At 64.9% G+C, this 15,871-nt stretch carries 15 protein-coding genes and 1 riboswitch; of the genes, 11 read left to right on the top strand and 4 right to left on the bottom strand.

Annotated features, from left to right (window positions below; translation table 11 throughout):
* Window positions 1-19 precede the first annotated feature (19 nt).
* Window positions 20-82, top strand: a riboswitch (guanidine-III (ykkC-III) riboswitch).
* A 12-nt stretch (window positions 83-94) separates the two neighbouring features.
* From CH271_RS05795 to CH271_RS05770, 6 genes are all read left to right on the top strand, one after another.
* Window positions 95-409: a DMT family transporter gene (locus CH271_RS05795; protein ID WP_037194494.1), complete on the top strand. Its 315-nt coding sequence runs from the start codon at window positions 95-97 to the stop codon at window positions 407-409.
* 32 nt (window positions 410-441) lie between these two features.
* Window positions 442-1,245, top strand: a complete 804-nt coding sequence (locus tag CH271_RS05790; protein WP_094632973.1) for an ABC transporter — start codon at window positions 442-444, stop codon at window positions 1,243-1,245.
* A gap of 209 nt (window positions 1,246-1,454) precedes the next feature.
* Window positions 1,455-2,591 carry a multiple monosaccharide ABC transporter substrate-binding protein gene (chvE, locus tag CH271_RS05785; protein ID WP_037194490.1) on the top strand — a complete coding sequence of 379 codons (1,137 nt, stop codon included), beginning with the start codon at window positions 1,455-1,457 and terminating at the stop codon, window positions 2,589-2,591.
* Between the two features lie 8 nt (window positions 2,592-2,599).
* On the top strand, window positions 2,600-4,138 hold the full coding sequence (gene mmsA / locus CH271_RS05780; protein ID WP_037194720.1) for a multiple monosaccharide ABC transporter ATP-binding protein: 1,539 nt from the start codon (window positions 2,600-2,602) through the stop codon (window positions 4,136-4,138).
* Entirely contained in the window at window positions 4,135-5,466 is a 1,332-nt protein-coding gene (mmsB, locus tag CH271_RS05775; protein WP_094632972.1) for a multiple monosaccharide ABC transporter permease, read from the top strand. Before mmsA ends, mmsB begins: the two co-directional genes overlap by 4 nt.
* A 74-nt stretch (window positions 5,467-5,540) precedes the next feature.
* Entirely contained in the window at window positions 5,541-6,557 is a 1,017-nt protein-coding gene (locus tag CH271_RS05770) for a LacI family DNA-binding transcriptional regulator (protein ID WP_094632971.1), read from the top strand.
* Here the strand turns inward: CH271_RS05770 and CH271_RS05765 are convergent.
* Window positions 6,542-8,113 carry a PucR family transcriptional regulator gene (locus tag CH271_RS05765; protein ID WP_094632970.1) on the bottom strand — a complete coding sequence of 524 codons (1,572 nt, stop codon included), beginning with the start codon at window positions 8,111-8,113 and terminating at the stop codon, window positions 6,542-6,544. The two genes, CH271_RS05770 and CH271_RS05765, sit on opposite strands and share 16 nt — an antisense overlap.
* A 99-nt stretch (window positions 8,114-8,212) precedes the next feature.
* Between CH271_RS05765 and pruA the strand changes: the two genes are divergently transcribed.
* The 3 genes from pruA (at window position 8,213) to CH271_RS05750 (ending at window position 11,097) form a co-directional block, all read left to right on the top strand.
* Complete coding sequence (gene pruA, locus CH271_RS05760) at window positions 8,213-9,862, top strand: L-glutamate gamma-semialdehyde dehydrogenase (RefSeq protein WP_094632969.1); 1,650 nt, start codon at window positions 8,213-8,215, stop codon at window positions 9,860-9,862.
* Window positions 9,859-10,803, top strand: coding sequence for a proline dehydrogenase family protein (locus CH271_RS05755; RefSeq protein WP_037194481.1), 945 nt, complete (start codon window positions 9,859-9,861; stop codon window positions 10,801-10,803). Before pruA ends, CH271_RS05755 begins: the two co-directional genes overlap by 4 nt.
* Window positions 10,804-10,908: 105 nt before the next feature.
* Window positions 10,909-11,097 (top strand): hypothetical protein, encoded by a 189-nt coding sequence (locus CH271_RS05750; protein ID WP_037194480.1) that lies wholly within the window; start codon window positions 10,909-10,911, stop codon window positions 11,095-11,097.
* Between the two features lie 152 nt (window positions 11,098-11,249).
* Here the strand turns inward: CH271_RS05750 and CH271_RS05745 are convergent, their stop codons facing one another.
* Both CH271_RS05745 and CH271_RS05740 read right to left on the bottom strand, forming a co-directional pair.
* Window positions 11,250-11,588, bottom strand: coding sequence for an STAS domain-containing protein (locus CH271_RS05745; protein ID WP_230596416.1), 339 nt, complete (start codon window positions 11,586-11,588; stop codon window positions 11,250-11,252).
* A 279-nt stretch (window positions 11,589-11,867) separates the two neighbouring features.
* The gene (locus CH271_RS05740) at window positions 11,868-12,347 is read right to left on the bottom strand and encodes a MarR family winged helix-turn-helix transcriptional regulator (protein WP_037194479.1); all 480 of its coding nucleotides are present in this window, start codon (window positions 12,345-12,347) and stop codon (window positions 11,868-11,870) included.
* A gap of 207 nt (window positions 12,348-12,554) precedes the next feature.
* Here CH271_RS05740 and CH271_RS05735 point away from each other — a divergent pair, with 207 nt between their 5' ends.
* Both CH271_RS05735 and CH271_RS05730 read left to right on the top strand, forming a co-directional pair.
* Window positions 12,555-14,555 (top strand): MMPL family transporter, encoded by a 2,001-nt coding sequence (locus CH271_RS05735; RefSeq protein ID WP_179274820.1) that lies wholly within the window; start codon window positions 12,555-12,557, stop codon window positions 14,553-14,555.
* Window positions 14,552-15,181: a lipocalin family protein gene (locus CH271_RS05730; RefSeq protein WP_094632968.1), complete on the top strand. Its 630-nt coding sequence runs from the start codon at window positions 14,552-14,554 to the stop codon at window positions 15,179-15,181. Before CH271_RS05735 ends, CH271_RS05730 begins: the two co-directional genes overlap by 4 nt.
* Before the next feature lie 72 nt (window positions 15,182-15,253).
* Here CH271_RS05730 and CH271_RS05725 read toward each other — a convergent pair whose 3' ends face one another.
* On the bottom strand, window positions 15,254-15,871 hold the full coding sequence (locus CH271_RS05725) for an FKBP-type peptidyl-prolyl cis-trans isomerase (protein ID WP_094632967.1): 618 nt from the start codon (window positions 15,869-15,871) through the stop codon (window positions 15,254-15,256).

Genomic DNA, 15,871 nt, shown 5'->3' with positions numbered 1-15,871 from the left:
GCCGAAATTGGTACGATCGTACAAGTCACTTCCGACAATCGGACGAGCGCACCGTACCCGAACAGCGACAAGACGGTGCAAGGAGCGATCTCTCATGGCTTGGCTCATTCTCGTCGTCTCCGGCGTCCTCGAAGCGGTCTGGGCGACAGCGCTCGGTAAGTCCGAGGGCTTCACCAAACTCGGACCGTCCGTCGTCTTCGGAGTCACGGTGGTGCTCAGCATGATCGGACTCGCGATCGCGATGCGATCGCTGCCCACCGGCACCGCCTACGCCGTCTGGGTGGGAATCGGCGCCACCCTCACCGTCACGTACGCCATGATCACCGGGGCCGAATCCGCCTCGCTGCTCAAGGTTGCGCTTCTGGTCGGCATCGTCGGATGCGTCGTCGGACTGAAGGTTCTTCACTGATTTTCCGAGCTACGAGCAGTTACAGTAAAACGATGAACTGGGTGTCAGCGATCACACTGCCTGCGCGCGCCGGAATTGCCATCGCCGAGCAGGCGATCGGCGTGGCGGAGGTCGCGTTGGCGACCACCAGGATGGCGTTGGCCACCGGCGCGTCCGGCACCGCAGGTGTCGCCTCGCTCGCCAACCCGCGCGGCGGAACGATGCAACTGCTCACCCAGCTCGGCCAGCTCACCTCCGACGACCGCGCCCTGGGCAACGCACTCAAGGAAGGCGGTCCGCTCGATCGCCTGCTCGCCCAGGGAGGCGTCGTCGATCGCCTCACGTCCGAGGACGGCACTCTCGAGCGACTGCTGTCCCCGGGCGGGCCGGTCGAGCGCATCCTGGCTCCCGGCGGGCCGTTGGACCGACTACTCGCCGAGGACGGCCCGCTCGAACGACTGCTCGCCGAAGGTGGTCTGCTGGACCGCATCACCGCCACCAACGGACCGCTCGAACGACTGACGGCCAAGGACGGTCCGCTCGAGGTGCTCACGCGTCAGGACGGACTCATCGAGCGGGCCATCGCCGAGGAGGGCATCCTCGAAACACTTCTCGCCGAGGACGGTGCCATCGAGCGACTGACGGCCAAGGGCGGTCCGCTCGATCAGTTGGTCAAGCTGTCGGAAACGCTGACGTCGGTGGCACCGAACATCGAGCGGATGAGCATCTCGATCGACATTCTGCAGGATTCCGTCGAGATCCTCTCGGCTGCGGTTCACCCGCTGGGAGAGTTGGTCGGACGGCTTCCGAGTCGTTGGCTCAAGAGCGGTAAGCAGTCGGTTCACGAACTGCACTGACGTCCCCGCCGGTCCTCCGAGATCGCGCCCTCTCGGGCTCGTGGAGGCGCCGCATTGTTAGCGCTCACACTGGTGAGCGGGGTTGCGGAAAATAATCTTTGACATTGCCGATGTTATCGCTCACACTTTCGTCTTGATGTGATGTGAGGCACAGACGAGGTCTCTCTCCACCACTTTCGAGATCTGATTTCACCGAGCAGGGAGAAACGATGAAGTTTCGACATCTACCCATGGCCGCGGCCGCGGTGGCACTGGCCATCACGGTCACCGCATGCGGATCGAGCACCAAGACTGCAGACGTCGAGCCGGCAGACGGAGGGAGCACGGCGGGCGCGCTGATCGGCGTGACGATGCCGACGAAGTCCTCGGCTCGATGGATCGCCGACGGCGACAACCTCAAGAGCGCGCTCGAGGGCCAGGGTTACAAGGTCGACCTGCAGTACGCAGAGAACGACATCCCCACTCAGGTCAACCAGATCGAGAACCAGATCACCCAGGGCGCAAAGCTTCTCATCGTGGCCTCGGTGGACGGCACGGCCATCACCACGCAGTTGCAGGAAGCCAAGGACAACGGCATCGGCGTCATCGCGTACGACCGCCTCATCCGTAACTCGCCCAACGTCGACTACTACGCGACGTTCGACAACTACAAGGTCGGCGTCGATCAGGCCACGTCGCTTCTCGTCGGTCTCGGCCTCAAGAACGAGGACGGCACCGACAAGGCCGACGCCCCCGCGGGCCCGCTGAACATCGAGGTCTTCGCCGGTTCGCCGGACGACAACAACGCCACCTTCTTCTTCGACGGTGCCATGGAAACCCTGAAGCCGTACCTGGACAAGGGAACTCTGAAGATCGGCAGTGGCGAGTCCGATTTCGAGACGGCTGCAACACTGCGCTGGGATCCGGCTACCGCCCAGAAGCGCATGGAGGACCTGCTCACCAAGACGTACTCCTCGGGCCAGAAGGTGCAGGGCGTGCTCTCGCCGTACGACGGCCTGTCGATCGGAATCCTCTCCGCGCTCAAGAGCAACGGCTACGGAACGGCCGGTCAGCCCTACCCGATCGTCACCGGCCAGGACGCCGAGGTGCCCTCGGTGAAGTCCATCATCGCCGACGAGCAGTACTCCACGATCTACAAGGACACCCGTGAGCTGGCCGCAGTCACGATCTCGATGGCTCAGTCCATGCTCGACGGTCAGACGCCGGAGACGAACAACACGACGGACTACGACAACGGCGAGAAGGTCGTTCCCGCGTACCTACTGCAGCCGGAGATCGTCAACAAGGGCAACTACGAGCAGCTGCTGGTCGAAGGCGGCTACTACACCGACGATCAATTGAAGTGAGTTCTGCGATGACGAGCCAGATTCTGGAGATGCACGGCATCACCAAGACGTTTCCCGGAGTGAAGGCGCTCCAGGACGTCACGCTCACGGTGGAGCGCGGCGAGATCCATGCGATCTGCGGTGAGAACGGCGCTGGAAAGTCGACTCTCATGAAGGTGCTGTCGGGTGTGTATCCGCACGGAACTTTCGACGGAGAGATCGTGTTCGACGGTCAGCCGTGCGCGTTCTCCGATATCAGGAGCAGCGAATCCAAGGGCATCGTCATCATTCACCAGGAACTCGCGCTGAGTCCGCATCTGTCCATCGCCGAGAACATCTTCCTCGGCAACGAGCGGTCCAGGCGCGGGTTCATCGACTGGAACCGCACCAACTCCGAGGCCGCAGCCCTACTGAACCGGGTAGGGCTGCGGGAGAACCCCGTCTCCGTCGTGGGCGATCTCGGCGTCGGCAAGCAGCAACTCGTCGAGATCGCGAAGGCACTGTCGAAAGACGTGACGCTGCTGATCCTCGACGAACCGACTGCGGCACTGAACGATTCGGACTCGTCTCATCTTCTCGACCTGCTACGCGGTCTTCGAGACGAGGGAATCACGTGCGTGATCATCTCGCACAAGCTCAACGAGATCGCGGCCATCGCAGACCGGACGACGATCATTCGCGACGGCCGAACCATCGAGACGTTGGACATGCGCAACCCGGAGGTCACCGAGGATCGCATCATCTCACTGATGGTCGGCCGCGATCTCGAGCACAGGTTCCCGCCCCACGAATCCACTGTGGGAGAGGAAGTTCTACGCATCGAGGACTGGACCGTACACAGCCCGACCCAGCACGGCCGGACCGTGGTGGACGGGGCGAATCTGACGCTGCGCCGTGGTGAGATCGTCGGGCTGGCGGGCCTGATGGGTGCCGGACGCACCGAGTTGGCCATGAGTGTCTTCGGACGCAGTTACGGCATCGACATCTCGGGGCGTCTGTACAAGTACGGCAAGGAAATTCACGTCAAGTCCGTCAGCGATGCCATCCATCACGGGATCGCGTATGCGACCGAGGACCGAAAGCGGTACGGCCTCAACCTGATCGACGACATCAAGCGCAACATCTCCACTGCGGCCCTCGACAAACTGGTGACCGGCGGTTTCGTCGACGACAACCAGGAATACAAGGTTGCCGAGGGCTTCCGGAAGAGCATGAACATCAAGGCACCGAACGTCTCCGCCGTGGTCGGCAAGCTCTCCGGCGGCAATCAGCAGAAAGTCGTGCTGAGCAAGTGGATCTTCAGTGATCCCGATGTGCTAATTCTCGACGAACCGACGCGCGGTATCGACGTCGGCGCGAAGTTCGAAATCTATTCGATCATCAACGGTCTCGCCGACGCGGGCAAGGCAGTTCTGGTGATCTCCTCCGAGCTACCGGAACTGCTCGGGCTGTGCGACCGGATCTACGCGCTGTCCGCAGGCCGGATCACCGGCGAGGTGACTCGCGAGGACGCGACACAGGAATCCCTCATGCACCTCATGACCCGTGGAACAGGAGTACTTCGATGAATCAGCTGTCGACCGTCCGGGGGCTGCTCACGCGAAACCTCCGCCAGAGCGGGATATTCATCGCGTTCGCGTTGATCATCCTGCTGTTCACCGTTCTGACCGGCGGCCAACTGTTGGTCCCCCAGAACATCAGCAACATGGTGGTCCAGAACTCGTACATCCTCATCCTGGCCATCGGCATGGTCGTGATCATCATCGCGGGCCACATCGACCTGTCCGTCGGATCGGTCGTCGCGGCAACAGGAGCGATCTCCGGTGTGCTGATGGTCCAGCAGAACGTGCCGTGGCCGCTCGCGGTGCTCATCACGCTGATCATCGGCGGTCTGATCGGAGCGTGGCAGGGCTATTGGGTTGCGTACTTCGGCATTCCGGCGTTCATCGTGACCCTGGCAGGCATGCTCATCTTCCGCGCCGTCACCCTCATCGTTCTCGGTAACCAGGGCATCGGACCGTTCCCCGGGCCCGTACGTACTCTCTCCAACGGCTTCCTCCCGGGCTTCATGGGCAACGTGGGCCTCGGGCCGCTCGGCGGCGCGGACATCTTCACCCTGCTCGTCGCGATCCTCGCCGTTGCCGGAATCGTGTTCACTCAGTGGCGTTCTCGGACGGGTCGGCAGAAGTACGGGCAGACCGTCGACGCGATGCCACTGTTTCTGACCAAGATGATTCTGGCCGGCGGCCTGGTTCTCGCCATCGCCGTACAGCTGGCGCGCTTCAAGAACCTGCCGTACGTGCTGATCCTTCTCGCCGTACTGGTGATGGGCTATTCGACGCTGGCAGGCCGGACGGTGTTCGGTCGGCACGTGTACGCCATCGGCGGAAACATCCACGCCGCATCGCTGTCCGGCATCAAGGTCAAGCCGGTCACCTTCTGGATCTTCGTGAACATGGGCGTGCTGTCCGCCCTCGCCGGAATCATCTTCGCCGGCCGCCTCAATCAGGCGGGCCCCACCGCAGGCAACGGCTTCGAGCTCGACGCGATCGCGGCGGCATTCATCGGCGGTGCAGCAGTGCAGGGCGGCGTCGGCCGCATCGTCGGCGCGCTCACCGGTGGACTCATCATCGCCGTGATCAACAGCGGAATGTCCCTCATCGGTTCGCCCAGCGAGCGCGTTCAGCTGGTCAAGGGCCTGGTACTCCTCGCCGCGGTGGCGTTCGACATCTGGACCAAGCGCCGAGCAGCGAGCGGCAAGGGCAACAAGGGTGACAAGGCTGCGCCTCCGAGCAGCTATCTGGGGGTGCCCGTGCCTGCCGAGATGTTCTCCGGTGCCGAGCCCGGTAAGCCTGCGCCCACCACGACCGGTTCTGCGGTGACCACACCCACGTAATCGACACGGTCGCGGGCACCGCAGGACCGGGCATGCTGTGATTGTCTTCGACCAGGAAGGGAGGCTCGGCAAAGATGACACCGACTCGCGGACCCGCCATGACCGACGTCGCCCGGCTCGCAGGCGTGTCTCATCAAACCGTCTCCCGCGTCATCAACGGTCATCCCAACGTGACCGAAGCGACGAGAAACAAGGTGGCTCAGGCGATCTCGGAGCTCGGGTACCGACCGAACACTGCTGCACGCGCTCTGGTCACCGGCCGCAGCAAGACCATCGGAATCGTGGGGACCGGAAACGCTCTCTACGGTCCGGTGTCGACGCTCTACAGCGTCGAGTACGCAGCCCGTCACGCCGGCTACTCCGTGGTGGTCGGCGTGCCCACCTCGTTCGACGAGTCGGCGATCATCACCTGTGTGCGCCGGTTGCAGAAGCAGGGTGTCGACGGCGTCGTCGTCATCGCGCCTCTGCGAACCGACGGCGGTGACATAGCCGATCTGGCCGGAGAGCTCCCGCTGGTCGCCGTCGAGGGCTCGCCTGCCGGTGATCTGGCCGTCGTCTCGGTGGACCAGATCGCCGGAGCCAGAGCCGCAACCGAACATCTGCTCTCGCTCGGACACAGCGCCGTGTGGCACGTTGCCGGCCCACTGGGGTGGTACGAGGCAGCCGACCGCGTCACCGGATGGCGGATGGCCCACGAGGATGCCGGCGTGGAACCACCGGCCACCCTCAGCGGCGACTGGACCGCAAAATCGGGCTTTCTGGCCGGCAGCGAACTGGCCCGGAACGCCGACGTCACCGCAGTGTTCGCAGGCAACGACTCCATGGCGCTCGGGGTGCTACGCGCACTGAACGTCCACGGAAAGCGAGTGCCGCAGGACGTCAGCGTGGTCGGCTTCGACGATGTTCCCGACGCGGAATTCTTCTCGCCGCCCCTGACCACCATCCGCCAGGAGTTCACCGACGTCGGCGTGCGAAGCGTCGAAATTCTGCTCGACCAGATCGACACCGGAAACCGAAGCACGAGGCGTTCGAGCATCGAACCGACCCTGGTGATCCGAGCGAGCACCGGCGGCGCTCACATACGCAGCTGAATCTCGACGAGGAGACGTGCGTCGGAATCGGTGAGATCGAGATCGAGAATCTGCTCGACGCGTCGAATGCGGTAGCGCAGGGTGTTCGGGTGAATGTGCAGTCGCTCGGCGGCAGCCCGAACGTCGCCGAAGCACGCCAGATACGACTCGAGACTCTCGCGCATTCTGGAGTCGTTGGTGGCGTCGTAGCGGTCGAGGGCGGTGATGCGTGGGTCTCGCAGCTGGTCGTGATTGGTGATCAGTTCCAGGATTTCTCCCAGCAACACCGAGGTTCTCGACTCTTCCAGCGTCGTGACGCGCACCTCGCCGGTGGTGCCGTCGAGCACTCGGTCCACCTCGAATCTGGCCACGGCCACCCCGTCGAGATCGGCGATCGGCGCAGCGACCGCGGCGCGCAGCGCCAGCGAGGTACGCGCCTCGATCCGCCCGACGGCATCGGCGGTCCACGCCGCGATCCCCGTGCCCGACGCCACCCCGGGAAACAGTGCGTAGATTCTCTCACCGATGATGGTGACCAACGAGTCTCGTCGAAAAGCGCTGGCATGCAATCGAATGGACGGTGCCAGGGCGCTGATCTCGAATTCTCCGCAGGCAGCGAATCCGACGACCGCCGCGGATCCCGAGGTGGGTATCGACAGCGCCGACGCCAGCGACGGGACGTCGACACCGCCGCCCCTGGCCCCGAGCAGGCGCTGAATCTGCAGGGCCTCGTTGGTCGGGGCGTTCGCGATGCGGGTGATCAGTCGGGCAGCGACGGCCGAGGCACCGCGAAGTACCGCGTCGGCGTCGGCGGCGAGTGGGGCGGAGCCCTCCTGTATCCAGATCGTCCCGAGAGTCGTTGCGCTGCCTGAGCTTCGGCGTATACCGACGGCGAGCCGTCTACGAATGCCCAGTTCGGCATCGGCCGGTACGTCGATCACGTCGTCGGTGCGGCGGAGTCGATCGAACACCCCTCGCTCGTGCAGTCTGCGCAGGTAGTCGGCCGGACCTTCACGTCCGAGGATAGACAGGGTCCGCAGTTCGTCGGCCGCGTCGTCGGATGCCGAGTAGGCCAACACATGTGAGCGCTCGTCCTCGATGCTCACCATGCCCTTCGTCAGTGACGCCACCGTCTGCGCGAGTTCGTAGAGGTCGGTGTCGGCTCCGAACAATCCGTCGTTGGGGCTCTGGGCGCGCACCTGGTCCAGGACTCCGCGCATCATCGACAGCAGGAGCTCCCACCGTGTCTGCTGGTGCACCGCGACCAATGCGATACCCGTCTCCCGCGCACCGTGGGACAGCGCAGTCGAGGTGGCGACTTTGGTCAGCACCGCGAGCGGTCGGTCTGCGACGGGGCGCAACGCGAGATCGTCGAACCACCGCACCACATCGGCCTCGGTCACGCCGACCAGCAGCGTCAGGTCGGACGCAGTTCCCGGAGGCAGCCGCAGGTCGTCGCCATCGAGCAGCGCGACGGACTCGACCGCCATGTCCGTTCCCGCGGGCGCGAGGACGAGTTCGACGACGGCGCTGTGCAGAGAGGTCAGCATCGAACGCAGCGACACCGTATTGGCCATACGGACAAGTAGATCACGAATTCTTTGGCCGACGGGCTGATTGAACGGCGAGCCGATCGGACTTCAATGAGCAGCACACGCCGAAGACGAGGAGCAGCCATGGACGCCGTCACATCCGTACCGACCCCCACCAACGAACCGGTCAACACCTACGCCCCGGGTAGCCCGGAACGGGCCCGCTTGCACAGCCGCCTGAGCGAACTCCGTTCCTCCCCCGTGGAGATCCGTCAGGTCATCGGCGGGGTTCACCGCCGGGCCGACGGCCCGGTCGAGAACGTCGTCGAACCGCACAAGCACTCGTCGATCATCGGCAGCTTCACCGGGGCCACCCCCCAGGATGTGCGCGACGCCATCGACGCCGCGACGACGGCAGCCCCCGCATGGCGCGATCTCCCCTTCGACGAGCGCGCCGCGGTGTTCCTGCGGGCCGCGGATCTGCTGTCCGGTCCGTGGCGCGAAAGAATCGCTGCTGCAACGATGCTCGGTCAGTCCAAGTCGGCCTACCAGGCTGAGATCGACGCACCCTGCGAGCTGATCGACTTCTGGCGGTTCAACGTCACGTTCGCCCGGCAGATTCTCGCCGAGCAGCCCGTATCGGCACCGGGAGTGTGGAATCGCGTCGAATACCGTCCACTCGAGGGCTTCGTCTACGCCATCACCCCGTTCAACTTCACCGCCATCGCAGGCAACCTACCCACCGCGCCCGCGCTGATGGGCAACACCGTGCTGTGGAAGCCCTCGCCCACCCAGGCAGTGGCCGCGTATCTGACGCTCCAGTTGCTCGAAGCCGCAGGTCTGCCACCGGGGGTCATCAACCTCGTCCTCGGCGACGGGCCGATGGTGTCCGACGTGGCCCTCGCCGATCCGCGTCTGGCCGGAATCCATTTCACCGGGTCCACCGCGACGTTCCAGACGCTCTGGCGCGAGGTGGGCAACAACATCTCGAACTACCACTCGTATCCACGGCTCGTCGGCGAGACCGGCGGCAAGGACTTCATCGTCGCGCACAGCTCTGCCGATCCGGATGTGCTGACCACCGCCATGATTCGCGGTGCGTTCGACTTCCAGGGACAGAAGTGCTCGGCAGCGTCCCGGGCGTTCGTACCGAAATCTCTGTGGGCCTCGATGGGCGATACGTTCATCGAGCAGGTCTCGGCGTTGAAGTACGGTGACGTGACCGACCTGTCCAACTACGGCGGAGCCGTCATCGACCGAAAGGCGTTCGACCGCAACGCAGCTGCTCTCGACCGAGCCAAGTCCGTCTCGAGCCTGACCATCGCCGCCGGCGGTAGCTGCGACGACACGGAGGGGTACTTCGTCTCCCCCACGGTGCTTCTCGGCGACGACCCCACCGACGAGGCCTTCACCACCGAGTACTTCGGCCCGATCCTCGCCGTGCACGTCTACGACGACGCCAGGCCCGACGCCTATGCCGAGACACTGCGCGCCGTCGACTCCGGATCGAAGTACGCGCTGACCGGAGCCGTCATCGCCACCGACCGCACCGCCGTCGAACAGGCCCATGCGGCACTGCGATTCGCCGCAGGCAACTTCTACGTCAACGACAAACCCACCGGCGCAGTGGTGGGACAGCAGCCGTTCGGCGGAGCCCGCGCGTCGGGAACCAACGACAAGGCCGGCTCGCCGCAGAACCTGCTGCGGTGGACCTCGGCCCGCACCGTGAAGGAAACGTTCGTTCCGCCGACCACCCACGGCTACCCACACCAGGAAGGCGAGGGCACGCGATGACCACGCTACTGAGCAATCCGCTGCGGCCTGCCCTGCTGGCGGCGGCACGTTCACCGAAACTGCAGGCGACGGTGACGCGGCTACGCGCCACCCGATCCCTCGTCGACCGTTTCGTGGCAGGCGAATCCGAGCCTGCGGCCGTCACTGCAGTGGACGCCCTGCTGGCGTCGGGCCGGTTCGTCTCGGTGGACTACCTCGGTGAGGACACCACCGACCGAGGCCAGGCGAGGGCAACCGTGGACGCGTACCTCTCCCTGATACAACGCTTTTCGACTCGCCGGGCCGATGCGACAGCACTGGAGATCTCGCTCAAGCTGTCCGCGCTCGGCCAAGGAATCGACCGAACCCTGGCGCTGGAGAACGCACGAACGATCTGCACCGCTGCCACTGCGGCCGGGGTGTGGGTGACGGTGGATGCCGAGGACCACACCACCACCGATTCGACCCTGTCGATCGTCCGCGAACTGCGCGTGGACTTTCCGGATCTGGGCACGGTGCTGCAGGCATACCTGCGGCGCACCGAAGCGGACTGCCAGGACCTGTCCGGGCCGCGATCTCGAATCCGACTGTGCAAAGGTGCGTACAACGAACCGTCGTCGGTGGCGTTTCAGGGTGCACGGGAGGTCTCCGACTCCTACCTCCGGTGCCTGACGATCCTGATGAACGGCCGCGGTTACCCCATGGTGGCCTCGCACGACCCGGAGATGATCGAGGCGGCAGACAGGTTGGCGGCGGCCGCAGGACGGTCGTCCGAGGAGTTCGAGTTCCAGATGCTCTACGGAATCCGTGATCCCGAGCAGCGTCGACTCGTGGACGCCGGGCGCAACGTACGCGTGTACGTCCCGTACGGATCGCAGTGGTACGGCTACTTCATGCGCAGACTGGCCGAGCGTCCGGCGAATCTGATGTTCTTCGCGCGATCGGTGCTCTCGCGTACGTAGCGGGTTCACCGAAGTACTCGATTCCCGCACCCAGGAGTCGGCCGCCGCTTCCTCTCGGCGTTCTGGCGTGGATTAGGTTCTGCGACATCGGGGCACCCTGGCTGCATGGCAAATTACAGAGTTATCGATCCGCACGGAACCGTTGTCGAGACCAAGGACATCTCCAGTTCCGAGGACGCGCACGCCTGGTTCAAGGACAGCCGCGCCGACAACGAGGAGTTGGGGTGGCGACTCGAGGTCGAGCACGACGGCGAGTGGGCGTTCTTCAGCGACTCCGAAGGAACCAAGGACTAGTTCGCCTGAGCCGAAACACTTTCGGACGATCCTGAGCCACGGCCATACCGTCGAGCAGGGTCGTCCGTTGTGGAATCGGGGTTCGAACGAACAGTGGGCAGCCCCGGTACCGGAGCTGCCCACCTCTTGTCGCGGCGATGAACGCCGGGGTACTACTGGTCGTTCGTAGGACGAGCCGTCGGAATCGTGGACTCGAGATCGGCGACCTGGAGCAGACGCGAAACAGAGCGTCCGGCGACGATCGACCATGATGCGCCGATGCCGGCCGTGTAGTCACGGACTGCATCGAAGACTGTGAGACCTGCGATGCCGAAGAATTCGACATTGTGCAGATCGAGGGTGACATGCCGTTTGCTGGACACGCGGCTGCAGACGAAATCGGAGAACATCGGCGCGCTGCGCATGTCGATGTCGCCGTGGACGGCGACGACGAGTGAGCCGTCGGGGCCGTCGTGCGCAGTGAAGATTGCTCCGGTTGCTGCGACGGACACGGACTTCTCCGCGACTGTCACCGGGGTGGTTCGAACTTTGTTGCCTGAAGATTCAACACTCATGGCAGATCCCATCGATCGGTCGAACTGAGGGGGAAACCGATTGACGCAGCGGGAGCAGAATGTTGCCTGACCCGGACGCCGACTTCGCTGCGTTTCCCCGTGACCGGCTGTTAGCTCAACCAGGGCCAACCCTACGTCACAGGCAGCCTCAGCGTCCAGCATCGGTTCTGCACAGGCCGCCCACCAGCAGTTCGAACACCGCGCCGCGCAGGCACCTTACGCGCGACCGCTGTTTCCCAGGTCGGCATGGTGTTCTCGCATGGCTCCGATGAGCGCTTCGAACACCCGATGCGCGGCGGCGAGATCATCATCGGGCAGGTCTGCCAACGCGGTGCTCGTGCGCTTGCCGAGGGGGCCGAAGAACCCGCGAGCGACCTCCATCCCGTGCTCGTCGTATCGCAGAATGACTTTGCGTCGATCGGATGCGTCGGATTCGCGGCGGATGTGACCGGAGGTGATCATCCGCTCGACGAGGTAGGTCATCGCCGCCGACGACAGCCCCAACATCGTGCCCAGTTCCCCCGCCGTCAGCGGCGCACCCTCGACGTCGGCGACCATGACGTGAAGAAGCGCACGAAAGTCGTTGGGCCGCAGGCTGTGTAGAGCACCGAACACTTGGCCGATCTGTTCGGAGACCGACGACAGCGCTCGTAGATCCGCGGAAATCGCGGATTCGAGGTGGTTTCGGTCGGCCATGTCGGTGGTAACTCCTTCGCTGCGGTCATCGTCAGACTACTGCCCGCAAGAGATTCAGTTGCTTAATATCTAAGTAAATGAGATTGTTTGACCGTGGACAGCACTCGAACCGAGAACAAGACCGTCTGGGACCGTGTCGCGGACGCAGCCACCGGGCGTAGATCCGGTGCCTTGGCGGCAGCGATCGTCATCCTCGCGGTCGCCGTGATGGGATTGGTCGGCAGCAACGATTCCGCCGACCAATCGCCGAACTCGTTGCCGACGTCGGCCGAGTCCTTCCAGGTGGACGAGCTGCTCTCCCAGTTCTCGGACTCCGACACCGCACCCGTGATCCTGGTTCTGAGCCGCGCCGATGGCGGCGACCTGACACCAACCGACATCGAGAGCGCAGCTGCCGCGCAGAGCAGGCTCCTCGCCGTCGATCGCTCGGTGCCGGACGAGCCCGGCCCGCCCCCGATCGTCGCACCCGACGGCAAAGCTGCGATTGCGCTGGTCCAGGTCGATTCCGAGTTGTCGGGCTTCACGCTCAACGAACTGATCACCGAACTGCGGTCCGCTGCGAGCGACGGCCTGTCACCCGATCTCGATGCTCAGGTCACCGGCGGACCCGCCTTCGGTGCCGACATCGCGAACTCGTTCTCCGGTGCCAACTTCACACTTCTCGCCGTCACCGCACTCGTGGTGGCCGTCCTCCTCATCGTCACCTATAGATCGCCCATCCTCTGGCTGGTGCCGTTGGCCGTCATCGGTTTCGCCGACCGATTCGCCACCACCGTCGGCACCGTGCTCGCCCAGGCCACCGGCCTCTCCTTCGACGGTTCGACCTCCGGAATCACCAGTGTGCTGGTGTTCGGCGCAGGCACGAACTACGCACTGCTGCTCATCTCTCGATACCGCGAGGAGCTGCGTCGCGAGCCCGATCATCGCCTCGCCCTGCACCGCGCTGTTCGCCAGGCCGGGCCCGCCATCCTCGCCAGCAACGCAACCGTCGTGCTGGCACTGCTGACCTTGCTCCTCGCGATGCTGCCGAGCACCCGCAGCCTGGGGGCGCTGGCCGCGGCCGGCCTCGTCGTCGCAGCAGTGTTCGTGCTGTTCGTACTGCCGCCCCTGCTGAAACTGTGCGGTCCGAAGCTGTTCTGGCCCTTCGTTCCCAAGGAATCGGACCGGGACACCACCACGGAAGGCGTCTGGCACTCGATCGCCGCAGGCGTTGCCCGACGCCCCGTCGCCACCGCCTCGGTCACGATCGTTGCGCTGCTGGCCTGCTGCGGCGCATTGTTCGGGACTCAGATCGGACTCTCACAAACCGAGCAGTTCCGCGTCACCGCCGAATCCGTCGAAGGCTTCGACACTCTCTCCCAGCACTTCCCGGCCGGATCAGCCGATCCGATGACGGTCCTCGCTCCCACCGCAGACATCGACGGAGTCATCAGCACCGCCGAGGGCATCGACGGCGTCGTCTCGGTCGATCGCGTCGCGGATTCCGACACCGGACTCACCCGGCTCTCGGTCGTCACCGATGCGGCCCCCGCATCCGACGAGTCGTTCGCCGTCGTCGGCGATCTCCGCGCCGCACTCACCGGTGTGGACCGTGCATTGGTGGGCGGCAGCGACGCCAAAGCACTCGACACCAGCGACGCAGCGGCCCGCGATCGCCTCGTGGTCATTCCCGCGATCCTTGCGGTCGTGCTCGCCGTGCTCCTGGTACTGCTGCGCGCCCTCGTTGCACCCGTGATCCTGGTTGCCACAACGGTATTGAGCGCCGTGGCCGCCATCGGAGTCGGCAGCTGGGTGAGCCTGCACGTCTTCGGATTCCCCGCCCTCGACGACAACACTCCGCTGTTCGCGTTCCTGTTCCTGGTCGCGCTCGGAGTGGACTACACCATCTTCCTGGTCACTCGCACCCGCGAGGAGACGCCTCGGCACGGCACCAGGTCTGCCATCGTGCGGGCGGTCTCGGCTACCGGAGGTGTCATCACGAGCGCCGGAATCGTTCTGGCAGCAGTCTTCTGCGTGCTCGGCGTCCTACCGCTGATCACCCTGACCCAACTCGGCATCATCGTCGGACTCGGCATTCTGCTCGATACCTTCGTGGTACGCACCGTGGTGATTCCCGCCCTGTTCACCCTCATCGGCCCGGGGATCTGGTGGCCGAACAGGATCGACTCGAGCACGACCACAACCGCAACTCAAGGAGCGAACACATGAAGATCCGCAACGCATTCGGCCGCACCGCACTCGTCGGTGCCCTCGCCGCGGGTGCACTGCTGACCGCGGCCCCGGCTCAGGCACAGCCGGTCGGACCGCTGGGATCGGTCGGCCTCGAGCCACTGGCTCCGATCCCGTCGCTCGATGTCGAGCGTTACCTGGGCACCTGGAACCAGGTTGCCGCGGTACCGCAGCCGTTCAACCTGATCTGCGCCCGAGACACCCAGGCGAACTACCAGATGATCGACGCGTCCAACATTCGCGTCGAGAACACCTGCACCACCTGGACGGGCCAGGAGAACCGCATCGTCGGCAACGCACGAGTCAACGACACCGTCACCAATGCCCAACTGCACGTGAGCTTCCCGGGCGTCCCCACACAGGAGAGCCAGGAGGGGCCGACCAACTACATCGTGGCCTACATCGCCGACGACTACTCGTGGGCGTTCGTCGGAAGCCCCACCCGCACGTCCGGATTTGTGCTCAAGCGCACGCCCGACGTCAGCGTCGAGCAGTTCCGTGAGATCCGCAGCGTCGTCGAAACGCTGGGTTACGACTCGAACTTCATCACCACGACGCCCACCCCGGGCGGCGCGACGACGATTCAGCAGCTCTCGACGGTGTAACTGCGGCGGAGCCGCAGTGGCGCGGTTGAGTGCCCCAGGGGGGACTCAACCGCGCCACTGTGCGGACCGCACTCAGCTCGCGGACAGGATCGAGATCGCAAAGATCAAGCTGTCGCCCGGCTCGATTCCAGCTGCCGGATTGCCGCTCGCATAGCCGTCGGCCGAGGTGACCGCCACGGCGACGGTCGAGCCGACGGTCTGTCCGGCGATGGCCTTCTGGAAGCCGGCGACGACTCCGTCGAGTGGGAATTCGACCGGCGCGCCCCGCTCGAAGCTGCTGTCGAACGTTTCGCCGGTGCGTCCGTTGACGCCCATGTAGCAGACGGACACCTCGGCGTCGGCTGCGATGACCGGCCCGTCCCCCGCCGTCAGAGTTTCGACCTGCGTCTCGGCGACGGTGAACGGCGTCTCGACGGTGACCGCGGGCGCGGCCGTGTCGGTTGATCCGACGACGGCGATGCTGCCGGAGTCCCCGGCCAGCGTCCATCCGGGGGTGGCTGCGGCGTCGGGTGTCGCCGTGGGGCAGGTGCTCGAGGCGGCCGCGGCACCGGCGTCGGACGACGCCGAGGAGGTGGAGGTCGCCGCGGACGAGGTGTCGGAGTCCGAGCTGCACGCACCCGTCAGCAGGGCGAGCGAGACGGAGGCGGCCAGGAACACGGTGCGGGTGTAGGAGTGATTCACCGCGCCCAC

It is taken from the genome of Rhodococcus sp. 05-340-2 (assembly GCF_002258915.1).
In the GTDB taxonomy this organism is placed as follows: Bacteria; Actinomycetota; Actinomycetes; order Mycobacteriales; family Mycobacteriaceae; genus Rhodococcoides.
Note: the sequence above shows the minus strand (reverse complement) of the source record. Positions and strands in the feature narration are given on the sequence as shown.

Bases quoted from the DNA above. Each gene is read 5' to 3' on its own strand.
- CH271_RS05795 (WP_037194494.1), top strand. From the start codon at position 95: ATGGCTTGGCTCATTCTCGTCGTCTCCGGCGTCCTCGAAGCGGTCTGG.
- CH271_RS05790 (WP_094632973.1), top strand. From the start codon at position 442: ATGAACTGGGTGTCAGCGATCACACTGCCTGCGCGCGCCGGAATTGCC.
- chvE (WP_037194490.1), top strand. From the start codon at position 1,455: ATGAAGTTTCGACATCTACCCATGGCCGCGGCCGCGGTGGCACTGGCC.
- mmsA (WP_037194720.1), top strand. From the start codon at position 2,600: ATGACGAGCCAGATTCTGGAGATGCACGGCATCACCAAGACGTTTCCC.
- mmsB (WP_094632972.1), top strand. From the start codon at position 4,135: ATGAATCAGCTGTCGACCGTCCGGGGGCTGCTCACGCGAAACCTCCGC.
- CH271_RS05770 (WP_094632971.1), top strand. From the start codon at position 5,541: ATGACACCGACTCGCGGACCCGCCATGACCGACGTCGCCCGGCTCGCA.
- CH271_RS05765 (WP_094632970.1), bottom strand. From the start codon at position 8,113: ATGGCCAATACGGTGTCGCTGCGTTCGATGCTGACCTCTCTGCACAGC.
- pruA (WP_094632969.1), top strand. From the start codon at position 8,213: ATGGACGCCGTCACATCCGTACCGACCCCCACCAACGAACCGGTCAAC.
- CH271_RS05755 (WP_037194481.1), top strand. From the start codon at position 9,859: ATGACCACGCTACTGAGCAATCCGCTGCGGCCTGCCCTGCTGGCGGCG.
- CH271_RS05750 (WP_037194480.1), top strand. From the start codon at position 10,909: ATGGCAAATTACAGAGTTATCGATCCGCACGGAACCGTTGTCGAGACC.
- CH271_RS05740 (WP_037194479.1), bottom strand. From the start codon at position 12,347: ATGGCCGACCGAAACCACCTCGAATCCGCGATTTCCGCGGATCTACGA.
- CH271_RS05735 (WP_179274820.1), top strand. From the start codon at position 12,555: ATGGGATTGGTCGGCAGCAACGATTCCGCCGACCAATCGCCGAACTCG.
- CH271_RS05730 (WP_094632968.1), top strand. From the start codon at position 14,552: ATGAAGATCCGCAACGCATTCGGCCGCACCGCACTCGTCGGTGCCCTC.